17 protein-coding genes are annotated in these 19123 nt (G+C 60.1%); all 17 read left to right on the top strand.

What is annotated here, in order from left to right; translation table 11 throughout:
• Positions 1-2 precede the first annotated feature (2 nt).
• The gene (locus tag P3T43_RS10385) at positions 3-1787 is read left to right on the top strand and encodes an ABC transporter permease subunit (protein WP_429280953.1); all 1785 of its coding nucleotides are present in this window, start codon (positions 3-5) and stop codon (positions 1785-1787) included.
• Positions 1788-1798: 11 nt separating this feature from the next.
• Complete coding sequence (locus P3T43_RS10380; protein ID WP_429280952.1) at positions 1799-2551, top strand: ABC transporter ATP-binding protein; 753 nt, start codon at positions 1799-1801, stop codon at positions 2549-2551.
• 173 nt (positions 2552-2724) lie between these two features.
• On the top strand, positions 2725-4692 hold the full coding sequence (gene mnmG / locus P3T43_RS10375; protein WP_429280951.1) for a tRNA uridine-5-carboxymethylaminomethyl(34) synthesis enzyme MnmG: 1968 nt from the start codon (positions 2725-2727) through the stop codon (positions 4690-4692).
• On the top strand, positions 4689-5384 hold the full coding sequence (gene rsmG / locus P3T43_RS10370) for a 16S rRNA (guanine(527)-N(7))-methyltransferase RsmG (RefSeq protein WP_429280950.1): 696 nt from the start codon (positions 4689-4691) through the stop codon (positions 5382-5384). Before mnmG ends, rsmG begins: the two co-directional genes overlap by 4 nt.
• A gap of 72 nt (positions 5385-5456) precedes the next feature.
• Positions 5457-6230 carry a ParA family protein gene (locus P3T43_RS10365; RefSeq protein ID WP_429280949.1) on the top strand — a complete coding sequence of 258 codons (774 nt, stop codon included), beginning with the start codon at positions 5457-5459 and terminating at the stop codon, positions 6228-6230.
• Between the two features lie 38 nt (positions 6231-6268).
• On the top strand, positions 6269-7156 hold the full coding sequence (locus tag P3T43_RS10360) for a ParB/RepB/Spo0J family partition protein (RefSeq protein WP_429280948.1): 888 nt from the start codon (positions 6269-6271) through the stop codon (positions 7154-7156).
• Positions 7157-7214: 58 nt separating this feature from the next.
• Positions 7215-8321 carry an SLC13 family permease gene (locus P3T43_RS10355; protein WP_429281030.1) on the top strand — a complete coding sequence of 369 codons (1107 nt, stop codon included), beginning with the start codon at positions 7215-7217 and terminating at the stop codon, positions 8319-8321.
• 279 nt (positions 8322-8600) lie between these two features.
• Positions 8601-9143, top strand: a complete 543-nt coding sequence (locus P3T43_RS10350; RefSeq protein WP_429280947.1) for an ATP synthase subunit I — start codon at positions 8601-8603, stop codon at positions 9141-9143.
• Between the two features lie 154 nt (positions 9144-9297).
• Complete coding sequence (atpB, locus tag P3T43_RS10345) at positions 9298-10149, top strand: F0F1 ATP synthase subunit A (protein WP_429280946.1); 852 nt, start codon at positions 9298-9300, stop codon at positions 10147-10149.
• A 94-nt stretch (positions 10150-10243) separates the two neighbouring features.
• Positions 10244-10513: a F0F1 ATP synthase subunit C gene (gene atpE, locus P3T43_RS10340; protein WP_007180033.1), complete on the top strand. Its 270-nt coding sequence runs from the start codon at positions 10244-10246 to the stop codon at positions 10511-10513.
• Between the two features lie 139 nt (positions 10514-10652).
• A complete protein-coding gene (locus P3T43_RS10335; protein ID WP_429280945.1) occupies positions 10653-11123 on the top strand; it encodes a F0F1 ATP synthase subunit B in 471 nt (156 codons plus the stop codon).
• Between the two features lie 2 nt (positions 11124-11125).
• Positions 11126-11665: a F0F1 ATP synthase subunit delta gene (locus P3T43_RS10330; RefSeq protein WP_429280944.1), complete on the top strand. Its 540-nt coding sequence runs from the start codon at positions 11126-11128 to the stop codon at positions 11663-11665.
• Between the two features lie 58 nt (positions 11666-11723).
• Positions 11724-13265 (top strand): F0F1 ATP synthase subunit alpha, encoded by a 1542-nt coding sequence (gene atpA / locus P3T43_RS10325; RefSeq protein ID WP_429280943.1) that lies wholly within the window; start codon positions 11724-11726, stop codon positions 13263-13265.
• A 188-nt stretch (positions 13266-13453) separates the two neighbouring features.
• On the top strand, positions 13454-14338 hold the full coding sequence (atpG, locus tag P3T43_RS10320; protein ID WP_429280942.1) for a F0F1 ATP synthase subunit gamma: 885 nt from the start codon (positions 13454-13456) through the stop codon (positions 14336-14338).
• An 86-nt stretch (positions 14339-14424) separates the two neighbouring features.
• Positions 14425-15819, top strand: coding sequence for a F0F1 ATP synthase subunit beta (atpD, locus tag P3T43_RS10315; protein WP_090681191.1), 1395 nt, complete (start codon positions 14425-14427; stop codon positions 15817-15819).
• 186 nt (positions 15820-16005) lie between these two features.
• The gene (locus tag P3T43_RS10310; RefSeq protein ID WP_012434800.1) at positions 16006-16431 is read left to right on the top strand and encodes a F0F1 ATP synthase subunit epsilon; all 426 of its coding nucleotides are present in this window, start codon (positions 16006-16008) and stop codon (positions 16429-16431) included.
• A 215-nt stretch (positions 16432-16646) separates the two neighbouring features.
• Positions 16647-18377 (top strand): AMP-binding protein, encoded by a 1731-nt coding sequence (locus P3T43_RS10305; RefSeq protein WP_429280941.1) that lies wholly within the window; start codon positions 16647-16649, stop codon positions 18375-18377.
• Positions 18378-19123: the final 746 nt, after the last annotated feature.

The raw sequence follows: 19123 nt of genomic DNA, 5'->3' as shown, positions 1-19123 counted from the left end.
CGATGAAACGTATCTTGCACAGCCTCTTCTTCTGGTTATTCCTCGTCGTGATGTTTGCGCTGCCGGTGCTACCGCAGCCGCTTCACGTGCCCGAGTATTGGGTGACGCTGCTCAACTACATCGGCCTGTATGCGATCGTAGCGATCGGCCTGGTGCTGCTGACAGGCATTGGCGGCATGACGAGCTTCGGGCAGGCGGCGTTCGTCGGCGTGGGTGCGTACACGACCGCGTTCCTGACGACGCAGTATGGGGTGTCGCCATGGCTCGCGCTGCTGGTCGGCGTGCTGCTGACGGCGTTGATCGCGTTGATGCTCGGTGCCGTGACGATGCGTCTGTCGGGGCATTTCCTGCCGCTCGGCACCATCGCCTGGGGGCTGGCGTTGTTCTATCTGTTCGGCAACCTCGACATTCTGGGCAAGTACGACGGCATCAACGGTATTCCGGTGCTCAACGTGTTCGGCTTCAAGCTGGAGTCTGGACGCCATATCTATTACCTGATCTGGGTGGTGGTGCTCGGCGCCGTGGTATCCATTCAGAATCTGCTTAATAGCCGGCCGGGGCGGGCGATTCGTGCCTTGCGCGGCGGTGGCTCGATGGCAGAAGCCATGGGCGTCAATACGGCGTGGATGCGGGTGGTGATCTTCGTTTACGCCGCCGTGCTGGCGTCGATCTCCGGCTTCCTTTATGCGCACCTGCAACGTGCGGTGAATCCGACGCCGTTTGGCCTCAACCATGGCATCGAATTTCTGTTCATGGCGGTAGTGGGCGGCGTTGCGCATGTATGGGGTGCGGTGCTGGGCGCGGCCATCCTCACGATCCTGCAGGATTACCTGCAGACGCTGCTCCCGAGACTATTAGGGGAGAGCGGCAACTTCGAAGTGATCGTGTTCGGCGTATTGATGGTGCTACTGTTGCAGTACGCGCGGCAGGGTGTGTGGCCGTTCGTGGCGCGCTTTTTCCCACGTGGTCCACGCGCGCATGTGCCGGATCAGGCCGCACCATTGCCGCAGCGCAGCAAGCCCGCAACCGGTGAGACGCTTTTGACCGTGGACAAGGCCCGCAAGCAGTTTGGCGGTCTGGTGGCGGTGAACGACGTCAGCTTCGAAGTGAAGGCGGGACAGATCATAGGGTTGATCGGACCGAACGGCGCGGGTAAGTCGACGACCTTCAATCTGGTCACTGGTGCGCTGCGGGCAACCAGCGGTGAGATTACGTTCCGCGGCGAGCGGATCGATGCGCTCACTTCACGTGAAATCGTCAGACGTGGCATTGGACGCACCTTCCAGCACGTGAAGCTGTTGCCGGGCATGAGCGTGCTGGAGAACGTCGCGATCGGCGGGCATCTACGCGGCCACGCGAGCGTCTGGCGCAGCGTCGCGAGGCTGAACGGTGCAGAAGAAGGGCGTCTGATGGCGGAAGCCGCCCGGCAGATCCGCCGGGTGGGGCTAGAAGAGCACATGTACGACGAGGCTGGAAGTCTTGCGCTTGGTCAGCAGCGGATTCTGGAAATTGCGCGTGCGCTGTGCTGTGATCCGACGCTATTGCTGCTGGATGAACCGGCTGCCGGACTTCGTTATCAGGAAAAGCAACGGCTCGCCGACTTGCTACGCAAGCTCAAGGAAGAGGGCATGAGCGTGCTGCTCGTCGAGCACGATATGGATTTCGTGATGAATCTCACGGACCGGCTGGTGGTGATGGAGTTTGGGACGCGGATCGCGGAAGGGTTGCCGCAAGACGTGCAGCAAGATCCGGCGGTGCTCGAGGCGTATCTGGGTGGGGTCGACTGATGAGAACAAAGATGAATTCCGCAATGCCGATCCTCGATGTGGAGGGTTTGTCGGTTCGCTACGGCAAGGTCGAGGCGTTACACGGTGCAAGCATCAAGGTTCGGCCGGGGCAGATTGTGTCGGTGATCGGTCCGAACGGGGCGGGCAAGTCCACCTTGCTCAACGCAATCATGGGCGAGCTGCCGGTGAACGGTCGGGCCAAGGGCGTGATTCTCCATCAGAACGAGGACGTCAGCGCGATGCCGGTTGAAAAACGGGTGGCGCGGGGCATGTGCCTGGTTCCCGAGAAGCGCGAGCTATTTGCGACGATGAGCGTCGAGGACAACCTCGTGCTGGGTGCGTATCGACGCAAGCGGGCACGGGAGCGCAATTATCTGGATCAACTCGAACCGGTGTTCACGTTATTCCCCCGGCTCAAGGAGCGTCGTAAGCAAGCGGCGGGAACGCTATCCGGTGGCGAGCGCCAGATGCTGGCAGTGGGGCGGGCGCTGATGGGCAAGCCCGAATTGCTGATGCTGGACGAGCCGAGCCTGGGTCTGGCACCGCTGATCGTGAAAGGAATTTTCCACATCATTAGCGCGTTGCGTCAGACGGGCGTCGCGACGTTGCTGATCGAGCAAAATGCGCGTGCGGCCCTGCAGATTTCTGATTACGGTTACGTTCTGGAAACGGGTGAACTGGCGCTCGAAGGTCCGGCCGTGGAACTGGCGCAAAATCCTCGCGTGATTGAAACGTATCTCGGATTGACGAAAAAAGTGGCGTAAAGCCTTCTGGGTCAGAGGTTTGCGGGTGATCGAGCGGTGTGTTTCACGTGAAACACGCCGCTTTTTTATCGCCTGGCCAAACGGCTGAAATTCGGGCCAAAAGCGAACCCGTTATAATTCGCCCATACATTTTCCTTAGAAGGTTCACGCGGTGTCCCGGCGTGAGATCCGCGATGCTTTATCCCACTGAATTTGACGTAATCGTCGTTGGCGGCGGTCATGCCGGCACTGAAGCCGCTTTGGCTTCTGCACGCATGGGCAACAAGACGCTCCTGCTGACGCACAACATCGAAACCCTCGGCCAGATGAGCTGCAATCCGTCGATTGGCGGCATTGGCAAGGGCCATCTGGTGAAGGAAGTCGACGCGCTCGGCGGTGCGATGGCCGCAGCAACCGACGAAGGCGGCATCCAGTTCCGCATCCTGAACTCATCGAAAGGGCCGGCCGTGCGGGCAACTCGTGCGCAGGCGGACCGTTTGCTGTACAAGCAGGCCATCCGGCATCGGCTCGAGAATCAACCGAATCTCTGGCTGTTCCAGCAGGCAGTGGACGACCTGATGGTGGAAGGCGACCGGGTAGTCGGAGCGGTGACGCAGGTTGGAATTCGCTTCCGCTCACGTGCCGTCGTGCTGACGGCTGGGACTTTCCTCGACGGCAAGATTCACGTTGGCCTGAACAACTATACCGGCGGGCGGGCAGGTGACCCGGCTGCGGTGTCTTTGTCAGCGCGTCTCAAGGAACTGAAGCTGCCGCAAGGCCGACTGAAGACCGGCACGCCGCCGCGGATCGACGGTCGTACGATCGATTTTTCGAAGCTTGAAGAGCAACCGGGCGATCTCGATCCCGTGCCGGTGTTCTCGTTCCTCGGTCGCGTTGAGCAGCATCCGCGTCAAGTGCCGTGCTGGGTGACGCATACCAATGAGCGGACCCACGACATCATTCGTGGCGGGCTCGACCGGTCGCCGATGTACACGGGCGTCATTGAAGGGGTAGGGCCGCGGTATTGTCCATCGATCGAAGACAAGATTCATCGCTTTGCTTCGAAGGAATCACATCAGATCTTTCTTGAACCGGAAGGCCTGACGACCAACGAGTTTTATCCGAACGGGATTTCCACAAGCCTGCCGTTCGATGTGCAACTCGAACTGGTGCGATCCATGGTGGGTCTGGAACATGCCCACATCCTGCGACCGGGTTATGCGATCGAATATGATTATTTCGACCCGCGTGGACTGAAGGCGTCGCTGGAGACGAAGGTTATCAACGGTCTGTTTTTTGCGGGACAGATCAATGGCACTACCGGCTATGAAGAGGCCGCAGCCCAGGGTCTGCTGGCGGGTATCAACGCGGGTCTGCACGTCCAAGGCCGTGAAGCGTGGTGCCCGCGTCGCGATCAGGCTTACCTTGGCGTGCTAGTCGATGATCTGGTGACGCGTGGAGTCTCTGAGCCGTATCGCATGTTTACGAGCCGGGCGGAATATCGTCTGAGCCTGCGTGAAGACAATGCAGATATGCGGCTGACGGAAATCGGCCGCGAGCTTGGCGTGGTCGATGACGCGCGTTGGGATGCATTTAGCCGCAAGCGGGAAGCTGTTTCACGTGAAACAGAGCGGCTCCGCACGACATGGGTAAATCCGAAGACGCTGCCTGCGGAAGAAGCGACGGCGTTGCTCGGCAAAGCGATTGATCATGAGTACAGCCTCGCGGATCTGCTGCGCCGTCCTGGCGTGACGTACGACGGCGTGTGCGGTTTGCGTGAAGGTGCCTGCGCACCCGCTGAATCGCTGGCTGACGACGACGTCCTTCTGGCCCAGATCAAGGAACAGATCGAGATCGGCATCAAGTATCAGGGCTATATCGAGCGTCAGGCAGGTGAAATCGAGCGCAACGAATCGCACGAAAACACGCGTTTGCCTGAAGGGCTCGACTATGCCGAGGTGCGGGGCCTGTCATTCGAGGCACGTCAAAAGTTGACTCAATTCCGGCCGGAAACCATTGGTCAGGCATCACGCATTTCTGGTATTACGCCCGCCGCAATTTCGCTCCTGATGGTGCACCTGAAGCGTGGCCTTGGGCGCCGTCCGGCCAAGTCCGCCGGTGCAGCCGATAACGGCACCGATTCCACGCCGGTGACGCAATGACGGCAAGACAGAACGGATTTGGCGCGGGAGAGAGCAGGGAAGCGCTAGGCGCATTGCTCAGTGCAGGAGTTGAGGAGTTGGGCCTCGGACTGAGTGACGCCCAGCTCGACAAGCTGGTGGACTACGTTGCATTGCTCGCCAAATGGAATGCCGTGTACAACCTCACGGCTATCCGCGACCCGCGGCAGATGCTGATCCAGCACATTCTCGATTCGCTTTCGATCGTGCCGCATCTGGCCAAGCTGGGTCCGTCGTCGGTGCTCGACGTCGGCTCCGGTGGTGGTCTGCCTGGTATCGTGCTAGCGATCGTCTTGCCTGACTGGACAGTTACGCTCAACGACATCGTCCATAAGAAGACGGCGTTTCAGGCGCAAGCCAGGGCAGAGCTGGGTCTCACCAATCTCTCTGTGGTGACCGGCCGCGTCGAAACGCTAAAACCTGGCGTGGAAGTGCCGGCAAAGTTTGATGTAATCGTCTCGCGCGCATTCGCAGAACTCGCGGATTTCGTTACACTGGCCCGTCATCTGGTTGCCGAACAGGGTGCGATCTGGGCGATGAAGGGCGTACGCCCTGATGGCGAGATCGAACGTCTGCCTGCCGGCTCCCAAGCAAAACAGATCATCCGGCTTAAGGTGCCGTCGCTCGAAGCCGAGCGCCACCTTGTCGAGGTCGTGCTGAGCGCCGATAGCTGAGCGGCCGAGAAGCAGACACAAGACGCAAGCGCATTCCAACTTATCCAGGTAGCAAAAAGGGACACACCAACGATGGCAAAAATCTTCTGCGTTGCGAACCAGAAGGGTGGCGTCGGGAAGACGACGACAGCAGTCAATCTCGCCGCGAGCCTCGCATCGCAGGGACAGCGTGTTCTTCTCATCGACCTGGATCCGCAGGGCAACGCCACCATGGGTAGCGGTGTCGACAAGGCGGCCTGCGCGAACACCGTGTACGAAGTGCTGGTGGACGGCGTGCCGATAGCGGATGCACGGGTGCGGCCGGAAGCGGTTTCGTACGATGTCGTGCCGGCCAACCGCGAACTGGCGGGCGCGGAAGTGGAACTGGTGAATGTCCAGAACCGCGAGCGCCAGTTAAAAGACGCGTTGGCGCTGGTGGAAGGTGAATACGACTTCGTGCTGATCGATTGTCCGCCCGCTTTGTCGTTGCTGACCCTCAACGCCCTGTGCGCCGCGCACGGCGTGGTGATCCCCATGCAGTGCGAGTACTTCGCGCTCGAAGGGCTGTCGGATCTGGTCAACACCATCAAGCAGGTGCACGCGAACCTGAATCGCGATCTGAAAGTCATCGGGCTACTGCGCGTGATGTTCGATCCTCGCATCACGCTGCAACAACAGGTGTCCGATCAGTTGAAAGAGCATTTTGGCGACAAGGTATTTGACGTCGTCATTCCGCGTAATGTGCGTCTCGCAGAAGCACCCAGTTACGGGCTTCCGGGCGTGGTGTTCGACCGTGCGTCGCGCGGCGCCCAGGCGTACGTGCAATTTGGCGCGGAAATGATTGAGCGAGTGCGCGCGATCGTCTGACGCGCGGCAAGGCACCCCAAGCTGATCGAGGAAGCACGATGAATGCAGTAGCACGAAAGAAGGGATTGGGCCGGGGGCTGGAAGCGTTGCTCGGTGGCAGCGCGGACATCACCGAGGCGGTGAAGATCGAGGGCGCGCCGAATGTGTTGCCACTCGGCAAGCTGCAGGCCGGCAAGTACCAGCCGCGTACACGCATGGACGAAGGCGCGCTGCAGGAACTGGCCGCCAGCATTCGCGCGCAGGGGTTGATGCAACCGATCCTCGTGCGCCCGGTCTCGGCCGACAAGTACGAAATCATCGCCGGCGAGCGGCGTTTCCGCGCGGCGCGCCTCGCGGGTCTCGACGAGGTGCCGGTGCTGGTGCGGGACGTGCCGGACCAGGCCGCTGCCGCGATGGCGCTGATCGAGAACATCCAGCGCGAAGACCTGAACCCGCTGGAAGAAGCGCAGGGCATCCAGCGCCTGCTGGACGAATTCAGCTTTACGCATGAGCAGGCGGCGGAATCGGTGGGGCGTTCGCGCAGTGCGGTGTCGAACCTGCTGCGCCTGTTGAATCTGGCCGCGCCAGTGCAGACGATGCTGCTCGCCGGCGACCTCGACATGGGTCACGCCCGTGCGCTGCTGGCGGTCGACGCTGCCACGCAGATCACACTCGCCAATCAGGTCGTCAACAAGCGGATGTCGGTGCGCGAAACCGAAAAACTGGTGACCACGACCACGAAAGTGGCACCAGCGGTGAAGGCAAAGGCGAACCACGACGGCGGCCGCGACACGCGTCGCCTCGAAGAGGAACTGTCGGATCTGCTGGCTGCCACCGTCAAGATCAAGCTCGGCCGCCGCGGACGCGGACAGGTGCTGGTGGACTTCGGCGACCTGGATGCGCTCGAAGGCATTCTGGTGCGGCTGCGCGGCAGCGCCACGGCCTGATCGATAGTTCGCCGTGACGGTTGCCGAGCGCGAGTCCCAAACTGCCGAAAGAAGCACACTGCGTAAGCTGATTGCCCTTGTGACGAAAGAGCCGGTCTTGTCGGTTCTAGTCGGGGTGCTGATCGTGCTGCAGTGTCTGCACCCGCGCCCATGGCTCACGCTGCCGGGGCTGGTTGACTGGCAGACCGTCCTGACACTCGCAGGACTCCTGATCTTAACCAAAGCCATCGAATTATCAGGATTCCTGATGTGGATGGCGCACCGCGTGATCCACTTCATTCACTCGGAACGGGCCCTCGCATTTCTGCTGATCGGCCTGGCGGCAGCGTTGTCGACGCTGCTGACCAACGACGTCGCACTGTTTGTCATCGTGCCGCTCGCTTTGTCCCTGCACGAACTCACGCCGTTACCGCTGAAGCGGCTGGTCATTTTCATCGCGCTGTCGGTGAATGCCGGCTCGATCCTGACGCCGCTCGGCAATCCGCAAAACCTGTTTCTCTGGCAAACCAGCGGCGTGTCGTTCGGCGGCTTCGTCTGGGGCCTGGCTCCGCTGTGTGCCGCGTTGATGGTGCTGCTTTACGTCGTCGCAGCAGTGAGCTTTCGCGCGAAACCGCTCGATCTGTCGAAAGACAGCGGTGCCCACCGCGTTGACCGCGTGCTGGTCGGCGTCGCGGTGCTGTTGTTCGTCGCATTCGTGCTGCTGGCCGATTCGCATCACGCGGGTAGTGCGCTTGCGGCGATCATGGCGGGCTTCCTGATCTGGCGCCGCGAGATCGTCCTTAAAATCGACTGGTTGCTGCTGCTGATTTTCGTCTTCATGTTTATCGTGTTGCGCAGCGTCGCGGCGCTGCCGTGGGTACATGCGATGGTCGGTCAACTGGGACTGGCGACCCCGCTGCGCGCATTTGCCGCAGGGGCGATTCTTTCCCAGGGAATCAGCAATGTTCCTGCCGCGATCATGCTCGCGGAGTTCACTAAAGACTGGCGCGCGCTCGCCTTCGGCGTGAGTGTGGGTGGCTTCGGCATTGCCATCGGCTCGCTGGCGAATCTGATCGCGGTGCGGCTCTCGAAAGAGCGCGGCATGTGGCTTGCGTTTCACCTTTACTCGGTGCCGTTCTGGCTGGTGGGCGGGGCGCTGGGCGGCTGGCTTCTGTTGCATATTTGATACGGACGCCAGAGCATCTCCGTGCTAGCCTTCCGGCCCGGATCAGGCCAATTCAGCGGGCATTTTTCGCGCGCCCCCGACAGCCTTACAGTTGGCGTCCATGGGAGTCGGAAAGCAGATTTACCGCATCATGAAGCGCCTTTTCACGGGGATTATTGCGCGGCCTAAAGTCTTGAATTGCCTGCAACTATCGCTTACAATCGCCCGGATTTAATTGCACGGCAACCCCGTAAGCGTCGCGTAAGCTGGCGGACGGAATCAGACTTTCGGAACACAGCGATGGCGGTCAAAACGTCGAATCAGGCGCCAAAGAATGGGCACGACGAAGACCGCGCAGAACGCATGTTTTCCGCAGTTTCCAGTCAGCCCGTTAAGCACGGCGAGGAGTGGGATGCCGAGCAGCAAGATAACAATATCGTTCCGCTCACGCGGGCTGAAGCAGAGAAGCTGTTTGGCCCGAATGTGAGTCGTCCATCTCGCGTTACGCCTTTCAAGGTCGTGGCGGCGCAAATGGTTTTGTCCCTGGGTGCAACGCTGGTGTGGTGGCTGTTCTATAAGCCGCCGGGTGCTGCTGCGCTATCCGCGTTCCTTGGTGGAGCGATTTGCTGGGTGCCGGGCGCATTGTTCGCGGCACGCCTAAGAACACTGAGCGGCGCCGAAACAGTCATGAGCTGGATGATCGGTGAAGCGCTCAAGATGGGGACAACGATCGCGATGTTTGTCGCTATCGCGTTCTGGTATCACGACGTACGCTGGGTGCCGCTACTCATGACCTACCTCATTGCATTGAAGACGTACTGGATCGCACTCGCCTGGCGGTGAGTGGAGAGGTAACGCAAAAAATACTGGCTGGCGCAAGGCGTCGGCAAAAAGGCGCGCGTGTCTGACAAGACTCGCGCCGGCATGTTCCCGCAATAGACTGTTGTGGCGGGAGCGGCCCGAACTGATTTTCGACAATTTGGGTGGCATTAACGATATGGCAGCTAGCGAAGGAACGCGCGCGATGGATCCGTCCGAGTACATCGCGCACCACTTGCAAAACTTTTCTACCGCGCACCAGACGTCGATTTTCGATATCCACGTCTGGAATCTCGACACCCTGTTCTGGTCGATTGTTTGCGGCCTGTTCGCCATCTTCATCCTGCATCTCGCGGCCCGCAAAGCGACCTCCGGCGTGCCCGGCCGCTTCCAGTGCGCCATCGAAATGCTGGTCGAGATGGTCGAAGACCAATCGAAGTCGATGATCCACGGCAGCCGCACGTTCATTGCTCCGCTCGCACTGTTCGTGTTCGTGTGGGTTGCCCTGATGAACTCGCTCGACTTCATTCCCGTCGACTTGCCGGGTCGCGTCATCGGCTGGCTGGGTCTGTCGGAAGTCATTCCGCACCACCGTATCGTTCCGACGGCCGACCTTAACGGCACGATCGGCATCGCACTCGGTGTGTTCGTGCTGATGATTTACTACAACTTCAAGATCAAGGGCGCTGGCGGCTTCATCCATGAACTGCTGTCCGCTCCGTTCGGCGCACATCCCGTGCTGTGGATCCCGAACCTGGCACTGAACATCATCGAGTTCGTCGCGAAGACGGTTTCCCTCGGCATGCGGCTGTTCGGCAACATGTACGCGGGCGAACTGCTGTTCCTGCTGATTGCCCTGCTGGGCAGCCTCTGGAGCTTCGGCGCGGACACGACGGTGCTTGGCTTCATCGGCCACGTGATTGCCGGCAGCGTGTGGGCAATCTTCCACATTCTGATCGTGTTGCTGCAGGCCTTCATTTTCATGATGCTGACGCTGGTGTACCTCGGCCAGGCGCACGACAAGCACTAACGTGCGTTGTCGTACAACGAATTGCTTTAGTTTTTTAGTTTTTTAAATCCTAGTTCCAACCAGTTCCAAAAAGACTTTTCACAAAGGAGTGATCATGCAAGCTTTCATCGCCAACATCCAGGGTCTGACCGCCATCGGTATCGGCATCATCATCGGCCTGGGTGCAATCGGCGCCTGTATCGGTATCGGCCTGATGGGCGGCAAGTACATCGAAGCATGCGCTCGTCAGCCGGAACTGATGAACCCGCTGCAAACCAAGATGTTCCTGCTGGCTGGTCTGATCGATGCGGCGTTCCTGATTGGCGTTGGTGTGGCAATGCTGTTTGCGTTCGCGAACCCGCTGCTGTCGAAGCTGGCAGGCTGAGGTTCCTCGGAAGTTTGCGCCTGAGCTATAACTAGTGCAGGGCGCAGGGCGGAACGGGCACTTGGGCGCTGATCGAAAACAGAATCGATGAGCGCCTTGCCGTTTCACTTTCCGAACTAGCAACGTTTAAGGAAACACCGTGAATCTCAACGCAACCCTGTTTGCGCAAATGGTCGTGTTCCTGATCCTCGCGTGGTTCACGATGAAGTTCGTGTGGCCCCCGTTGATCAACGCCCTCGACGAGCGCGCGAAGAAGATCGCCGAAGGTCTGTCTGCTGCTGAAAAGGGCAAGGCGGAACTGGAAGCCGCGCACAAGCGCGTCGACCAGGAACTGGCACAGGCGCGCAACGATGGTCAGCAACGCATTGCTGATGCCGAAAAGCGCGCAGTGACCCTCGCTGACGAAATCAAGGCCCAGGCACAAGCTGAAGCCGCCCGCATTCTCGCGCAAGCGAAGGCCGATGCAGAGCAACAAGTCGTCAAGGCGCGTGAAGCGCTGCGCGGCGAAGTCGCTGTCCTCGCCGTCAAGGGCGCTGAACAGATCCTGAAGCGCGAAGTCGACCAGGCAGCTCACGCTGACCTGCTGAATCAACTGAAAGCCGAGCTCTGATCATGGCCGAACTTGCAACCATCGCCCGTCCGTACGCAGAAGCGCTATTTGGCGTGGCCGAAGCTGGTGACATCGCCGCCTGGTCCACGCTCGTGCAGGAGTTGGCAGAGGTTGCGCGTCTGCCCGAAGTGCTGTCGATCGCCACGAGCCCGAAAGTGAGCCGCGCCCAGGTCGGCGACCTGCTGTTGGCCCCGGTGAAGTCGCCGCTCAAGGACAACGCGCAAGCGAAGAATCTGGTGCAAATGCTGGTGGATAACCACCGTCTGCAACTGCTGCCGGAAATCGCCACGCAGTTCGAAGCGTTGAAGAACGCCCGCGAAGGAGCGGCCGATGCGTTGATCGTCAGCGCATTCCCGCTTGAAGGCGAGCAGTTGAACGAACTCATCGCAAGTCTCGAACGCAAGTTCAAGCGCAAGCTGAAGCCGGTGGTCGAGGTCGACTCGTCGCTGATCGGCGGCGTGCGCGTGACGGTCGGCGATGAAGTGCTCGATACCTCGGTCCGCGCGCGGCTTGCCAGCATGCAGACGGCTCTGACGGCCTGAAGCGCCTAAAGCGCTGAAGCGGCTGGCACGCAACAGAATTGACTATCAGGAGCGAATAATGCAACTCAATCCCTCTGAGATCAGCGAGCTGATCAAGAGCCGGATCCAGGGCCTTGAAGCGAGCGCAGACGTTCGCAACCAGGGCACTGTGATCTCCGTGACCGACGGTATCGTGCGTATCCACGGCCTGTCGGAAGTGATGCAGGGCGAAATGCTCGAATTCCCGGGCAACACCTACGGTCTCGCACTGAACCTCGAGCGCGACTCGGTCGGCGCCGTGATTCTGGGTGAGTACGAACACATTTCGGAAGGCGACATCGTCAAGACGACGGGCCGCATTCTCGAAGTGCCGGTGGGTCCGGAACTGCTCGGCCGTGTGGTCGATGCACTCGGCAACCCGATCGACGGCAAGGGCCCGATCAACGCCAAGAAGACCGACGCAATCGAAAAGATTGCACCGGGCGTGATCTGGCGTAAGTCAGTGTCGGAACCGGTCCAGACTGGTCTGAAGTCGATCGACGCGATGGTGCCGGTGGGTCGTGGCCAGCGCGAGCTGATCATTGGCGACCGCCAGTGCGGCAAGACGGCTGTGGCTGTCGACGCGATCATCAACCAGAAGGGCAAGAACCTCTTCTGTATCTACGTCGCGATCGGCCAGAAGGCTTCGTCGATCATGAACGTGGTGCGCAAGCTGGAAGAAACCGGCGCGCTGGAATACACGATCGTCGTGGCCGCTTCGGCTTCGGAATCGGCTGCGATGCAGTACCTCGCACCGTACGCCGGCTGCTCGATGGGCGAATACTTCCGCGACCGCGGTCAAGATGCGCTGATCGTTTATGACGACTTGACCAAGCAGGCATGGGCATACCGTCAGATCTCGCTGCTGCTGCGCCGTCCGCCGGGCCGTGAAGCGTATCCGGGCGACGTCTTCTATCTGCACTCGCGTTTGCTGGAACGTGCCGCTCGCGTCTCGGAAGAGTACGTCGAGAAGTTCACGAACGGTGAAGTCAAGGGCAAGAGCGGTTCGCTGACGGCGCTGCCGGTCATCGAAACGCAGGCAGGCGACGTGACCGCATTCGTTCCGACGAACGTGATCTCGATTACCGACGGCCAGATCTTCCTTGAAACCGACCTCTTCAACGCAGGTATCCGCCCGGCAATCAACGCCGGCGTGTCGGTGTCGCGTGTGGGTGGTGCGGCTCAAACGAAGGTCGTGAAGAAGCTGTCGGGCGGTATCCGTACCGACCTCGCGCAGTACCGTGAACTGGCGGCATTCGCCCAGTTCGCCTCGGACCTCGACGAAGCCACCCGCAAGCAGCTCGAACGCGGCCGCCGCGTGACGGAACTGCTCAAGCAGCCGCAGTATCAGCCGCTGCAAGTGTGGGAACTGGGCGTCGCGCTGTTCGCTGCGAACAACGGTTACCTCGACGACCTCGAAGTTGCGCAAGTGCTGCCGTTTGAAAAGGGCCTGCGCGATTACCTGAAGTCGAAGCACGCTGATCTGATCAAGCGCATCGAAGATACCAAGGAACTCTCGAAGGACGACGATGGCCTGCTGCATACGGCCGTCAAAGACTTCAAGAAGTCCGGCGCTTATTGATCCGCGAGTGACCTGCAAGGCGTAATCGGACCTTGAAGCGGCACGGGCCGCATGTGAATGCCCCCGCGCTGTTTCGATCGCTTTGCATGGGACCCGGGTAACCGCTAAAGCGCTAACTCGGGCCGACGCTTTGCATGGGACCCGAGTAACCGCCAGATCGGTCACTCGGGCCGACAAAGGAGCAAGCAATGGCTGGAATGAAGGAAATTCGCGGCAAGATCAAGAGCGTGCAAAACACGCGCAAGATCACGAAAGCGATGGAGATGGTGGCCGCATCGAAGATGCGCCGCGCTCAGGAGCGCATGCGCGCTGCTCGCCCGTATGCCGACAAGGTCCGCGACATCGCTGCACACATGAGCCGTTCGAACCCTGAGTATCGTCACCCGTTCATGGTGTCGAACGAAGGCGCGAAGATGGCCGGCATGATCCTCGTCACAACGGACAAGGGTTTGTGCGGCGGCATGAATACGAACGTGCTGCGCGCGGCACTGCAGAAATTCAAGGAACTGGAAGGCCAGGGCAAGACGATCGAAGCAACGGCGATCGGCACCAAGGGCCTCGGGTTTCTGAATCGCCTGCGTGCGAAGGTTGTGTCGAACGTCGTGCATCTGGGCGACACGCCGCATCTCGAGAAGCTGATCGGCGCGGTGAAAGTGCAGCTCGACATGTACTCGGAAGGCAAGATCTCGGCGGTGTACCTGGCGTACACGCGCTTCGTCAATACGATGAAGCAGGAAGCGGTGATCGAGCAACTGCTGCCGCTGTCGGCAGACCAGTTCGAGCGCACGGATGACGAGGGCACGGTTCCGAGCACCTCGTGGGACTATATCTACGAGCCGGACGCACAGGCAGTGGTGGACGAGTTGCTCGTGCGTTATGTGGAAGCGCTGGTGTATCAGGCCGTCGCGGAAAACATGGCGTCGGAGCAGTCGGCACGGATGGTCGCGATGAAGGCCGCTTCGGACAACGCGAAGACGGTCATCAACGAACTGCAGCTCGTGTACAACAAGAGCCGCCAGGCAGCGATTACGAAAGAACTGTCGGAAATCGTCGGTGGCGCTGCAGCGGTCTGACCGTAACGGTCGGGCGCGCCTTAGGGCAAGCGCTACAAAACTGCGCCTTTGCGCGAGTGAAGAATTGAGTATCTAAAGGAAAAGCGATGAGTACTACTGCTTTGGTAGAAGGCAAGATCGTACAGTGCATCGGCGCGGTGATCGACGTGGAATTCCCGCGTGAACACATGCCGAAGATTTACGACGCGCTCATTCTCGACGGTTCGGAACTGACCCTCGAAGTTCAGCAGCAGCTGGGCGACGGCGTCGTGCGGACCATCTGTCTGGGTGCATCGGACGGCCTGCGCCGCGGCACGACGGTGAAGAACACCGGCAAGCCGATCAGCGTGCCGGTTGGCAAGCCGACCCTCGGCCGGATCATGGACGTGCTGGGTCGTCCGATCGACGAAGCCGGCCCGATCAACTCGGACGTGACACGCGGTATTCACCAGAAGGCTCCGGCGTTCGACGAACTGTCGCCGTCGACCGAACTGCTCGAAACGGGTATCAAGGTGATCGACCTGATCTGCCCGTTCGCCAAGGGCGGCAAGGTGGGTCTGTTCGGTGGCGCCGGTGTGGGCAAGACCGTGAACATGATGGAACTGATCAACAACATCGCGAAAGAACACGGTGGTTACTCCGTGTTCGCTGGTGTTGGCGAGCGTACTCGTGAAGGGAACGACTTCTATCACGAAATGAAGGACTCGAACGTTCTCGACAAGGTCGCGCTGGTGTACGGCCAGATGAACGAGCCGCCGGGCAACCGTCTGCGCGTCGCGCTGACCGGTCTGACGATGGCTGAGCACTTCCGTGACGAAGGTCTGGACGTGCTGTTCTTCGTGGACAACATCTACCGTTTCACGCTGGCAGGCACGGAAGTGTCGGCACTGCTCGGCCGTATGCCGTCGGCAGTGGGCTATCAGCCGACGCTGGCTGAAGAAATGGGTAAGCTGCAAGAGCGCATTACGTCGACCAAGACTGGCTCGATCACATCGGTGCAGGCCGTGTACGTCCCTGCGGATGACTTGACCGACCCGTCGCCGGCTACGACCTTCGGCCACCTTGACGCAACCGTCGTGTTGTCGCGAGACATCGCTTCGCTAGGTATCTACCCAGCAGTCGACCCACTCGATTCGACTTCGCGTCAGATCGACCCGAACGTGATTGGCGAAGAGCACTATTCGATCACGCGCGGCGTGCAGCAAACGCTGCAGCGCTACAAGGAATTGCGCGACATTATCGCGATTCTGGGCATGGACGAACTGGCACCGGAAGACAAGCTCGCCGTGGCGCGCGCTCGTAAGATCCAGCGTTTCCTGTCGCAGCCGTTCCACGTCGCTGAAGTGTTCACGGGCTCGCCGGGCAAGTACGTGCCGCTGAAGGAAACGATCCGCGGCTTCAAGATGATCGTGGGCGGTGAATGCGATCATCTGCCGGAGCAGGCGTTCTACATGGTCGGCACGATTGACGAAGCCTTCGAGAAGGCCAAGAAGATCCAGTAAAGGTCGGGTGTAACGAGGCGGGTGCCGGCCTCGTGCGTTTCGATACGCAAAGCCGGCGCCTCTTACCACGCTCAACCCAGCCTTGCTTGGGACGAGGGCAAGCGCGAAAGCGCGAGCACTCGTCGAGCTTTGCGGGAGACCAGGGTAAGCGCTGAAGCGCTCACGCTGGTCGCCACAGGAGTCGATATGGCAACCATTAAAGTAGACGTCGTCAGCGCGGAAGAGCAGATCTTCTCGGGGCAGGCGAAATTCGTGGCGCTGCCGGGCGAAGCGGGCGAACTCGGCATTCTGCCGGGCCACACGCCGCTCATCACGCGGATTCGTCCGGGTGCAGTGCGTATCGAAGCTGAGAACGGCGAAGAAGAGTTTGTGTTCGTCGCTGGCGGCATTCTCGAAATCCAGCCGGGTGCAGTGACGGTGCTCGCCGACACGGCAATCCGCGGCAAGGATCTCGACGAAGCCAAGGCCGAAGACGCACGCAAGCGCGCCGAAGAAGCGCTGCAGAACACGGGTTCGAATCTCGAATACGCGACCGCTCAGGCGGAACTTGCGTATGCGACGGCTCAGCTCGCGGCGATTCAGCGTCTGCGCAAGCTGCGTGGTCAGAATTAAGCGGCAAGCATCAAAGAAAAAGCAGCCTGTCCGGCTGCTTTTTTTTCGGTTGTAGTTTACGTTTACGGAAAGGGAAGCAGAAGCGCAGCTTCAACAGCGGCAAAAACAGGCGATCGCCTGAGGGTAAGACTTGATGCCTCGCCGTTATTCACAGCGGCACAATCGGTCTCGAACGCATTTCAATAGAGCCAACGACTGCTCACGGAGACACCACCATGGCCACTCTCGCGTCAGGTGAAGGCGCACTCATTGAACCGAAGGACGGTCTGTCCTACGTACGCGGCTCGACGGACATTCCGCTGAGCGACGCAACAGTGGGACAGTTCCTGCTCGATACGGCGCGACGCTTCCCCGAGCGGCCGGCCGTGGTATTTCGTGAGCAGGGGATTCGCTGGACATGGCAGGTGTTCGCGCAAGAGGTCGACGTGTTCGCCGCGGGTTTGCTGGCGCAGGGCATCGGCAAAGGCGATCGCGTCGGCATCTGGTCGCCGAACCGTGTCGAGTGGTTGTTGACGCAGTTTGCTACGGCGCGCATCGGCGCCGTGCTGGTCAATATCAACCCGGCCTATCGGCTGGCGGAACTCGAGTACGCGCTGAACAAGGTCGGATGCAAGGCCATCGTTGCCGCGGAGCGTTTCAAGTCGTCCAGGTATCTCGAGATGCTGCAGGAACTGGCGCCGGAGCTCGCCAGACAGAGAGCGGGCGATGTCCAGGCAGCCCGTCTGCCGAGCCTACGCGTCGTAATACGCATGTGCGACACCGAGACGCCGGGCATGTTGAGCTTCTCCGACATCATCGAGCAGGGCCGCGCAACGCTCGACCCGGCGAAGCTCGACGCCATCGGGGCCACGCTCTCAGCTGATGATCCCATCAACATCCAGTTCACCAGCGGAACCACGGGCAATCCTAAGGGGGCGACGCTCTCGCATCGCAACGTCGTCAACAACGCCCGCTATATCGCGATGGCGATGCGTCTCTCCGAACAAGACGGCCTCTGCATCCCCGTACCGCTTTATCACTGCTTTGGGATGGTGCTGGCGGTTCTAGCCTGCGTATCGGTCGGCGCGAACATGGTTTTCCCCGGCGAAGCGTTCGACCCCGCTGCCACGCTCGCCGCCGTTGCCGAAGAAAAATGCACGGCGTTGCACGGCGTTCCGACCATGTTCATTGCAGAACTGGATCATCCAGAATTTTCAGGCTTTGACCTGACGCGCCTGCGCACAGGCATCATGGCCGGCTCGCCATGCCCGATCGAGACGATGAAAAAGGTCGTCTCGAAGATGCATCTCGCGGAAATCACGATCGCCTACGGCATGACGGAGACCAGTCCGGTGTCGTTCCAGAGTTCGACTACGGACCCGCTAGACAAGCGCACCTCGACGGTGGGTCGCGTCCAGCCGCATCTCGAAGTCAAAGTGGTCGACTCGCTGGGCAACATCGTGCCGGTTGGTGAGACTGGCGAGCTGTGTACGAAGGGCTACTCGGTGATGCAGGGCTATTGGGGCGACGAAGCCAGAACGCGCGAGAGCATTGTCGACGGCTGGATGCACTCTGGCGACCTCGCGACGCTCGACGCCGACGGCTATTGCAACATCGTCGGCCGGCTCAAGGACATGCTGATTCGCGGCGGTGAGAACATCTACCCACGCGAGATCGAGGAGTTTCTGTTCAGCCATCCGAAGATCCAGAGCGTGCAGGTATTCGGCGTGCCCGACCCGAAATACGGTGAAGAAGTGTGCGCGTGGATCGTGCTGCGGGCGGGCGAGCAGGCGAGTGTGGAAGAAGTGCAGGACTTCTGCCGCGGCCAGATCGCGCACTACAAAGTCCCGAAGTACATCCGCTTTGTCGACGAGCTACCCATGACGGTCACCGGCAAGGTACAGAAATTCGTGATGCGCGAACGGATGATCGAGGAACTGAAGGTGAGGGAAGACAAGACGGCCTGATACGACTGCGGCGTCACGTAACGATAACGTGACGCCGCCAGGCACGAACTGGAATGAGCCACCGCTTGCGAAGCCCGGTCTGAAAGCGACCTGGCAAGTGCCCCTTGGGTAACGCGCAAACGTTTGGCTAGAGAAAAAAAAAGCGGGCCTGGAGCCCGCTAAAAACCACACGCTACGGGGTTAGCGCGAGGAGACCATTGGAGGAACCGGGTGGGCAGACGCTTTATGCGTCACCCACGGTGCCAACAGGGATGCCCCTTTCCAGGGCTTCGGCGTGCTGCCGATCGGTAAGTGCATCGTATCCGCTCACACCACGCACCCAACCACATCCGTGTTGAAACCGTTGAAAAGCATTGTGGGCGAATAATTCCAGCAACGCGGTAACAAAGTGTTTCAGGTTGTAACGCCCGCCAGATAAGGCGCTCGGGGATTTATTGCCGTTGAAAGCCGTTTAAAACGTCATTCTTACCGGCGTCCTGAAGTCTGGTCGTATGGGCGCGATCGATGCTCCAGGACGTGCATCCTGCATCGTTTCCGGTTCGGTCTTCACTAAATCAAACGTCAAATTTCGATGCGTTATGCCTGTCGGATCGCCTTCCGTCTGGTGTTTGCCCATTCGATAAAACCAGAGGAATTGAGGCGAACGACCGTGCGACGCTGCGGCGTCGGGCCGAATGCGAGCGCGTCCTTATTCCTCGTCGGCCAACCAAACCGAGAACATTCAAGCGGCTATCCGGTACCCACTT

The sequence above is a fragment of the Paraburkholderia sp. GAS41 genome, assembly GCF_050436545.1.
Taxonomy (GTDB): domain Bacteria; phylum Pseudomonadota; class Gammaproteobacteria; order Burkholderiales; family Burkholderiaceae; genus Paraburkholderia.
Note: the sequence above shows the minus strand (reverse complement) of the source record. Positions and strands in the feature narration are given on the sequence as shown.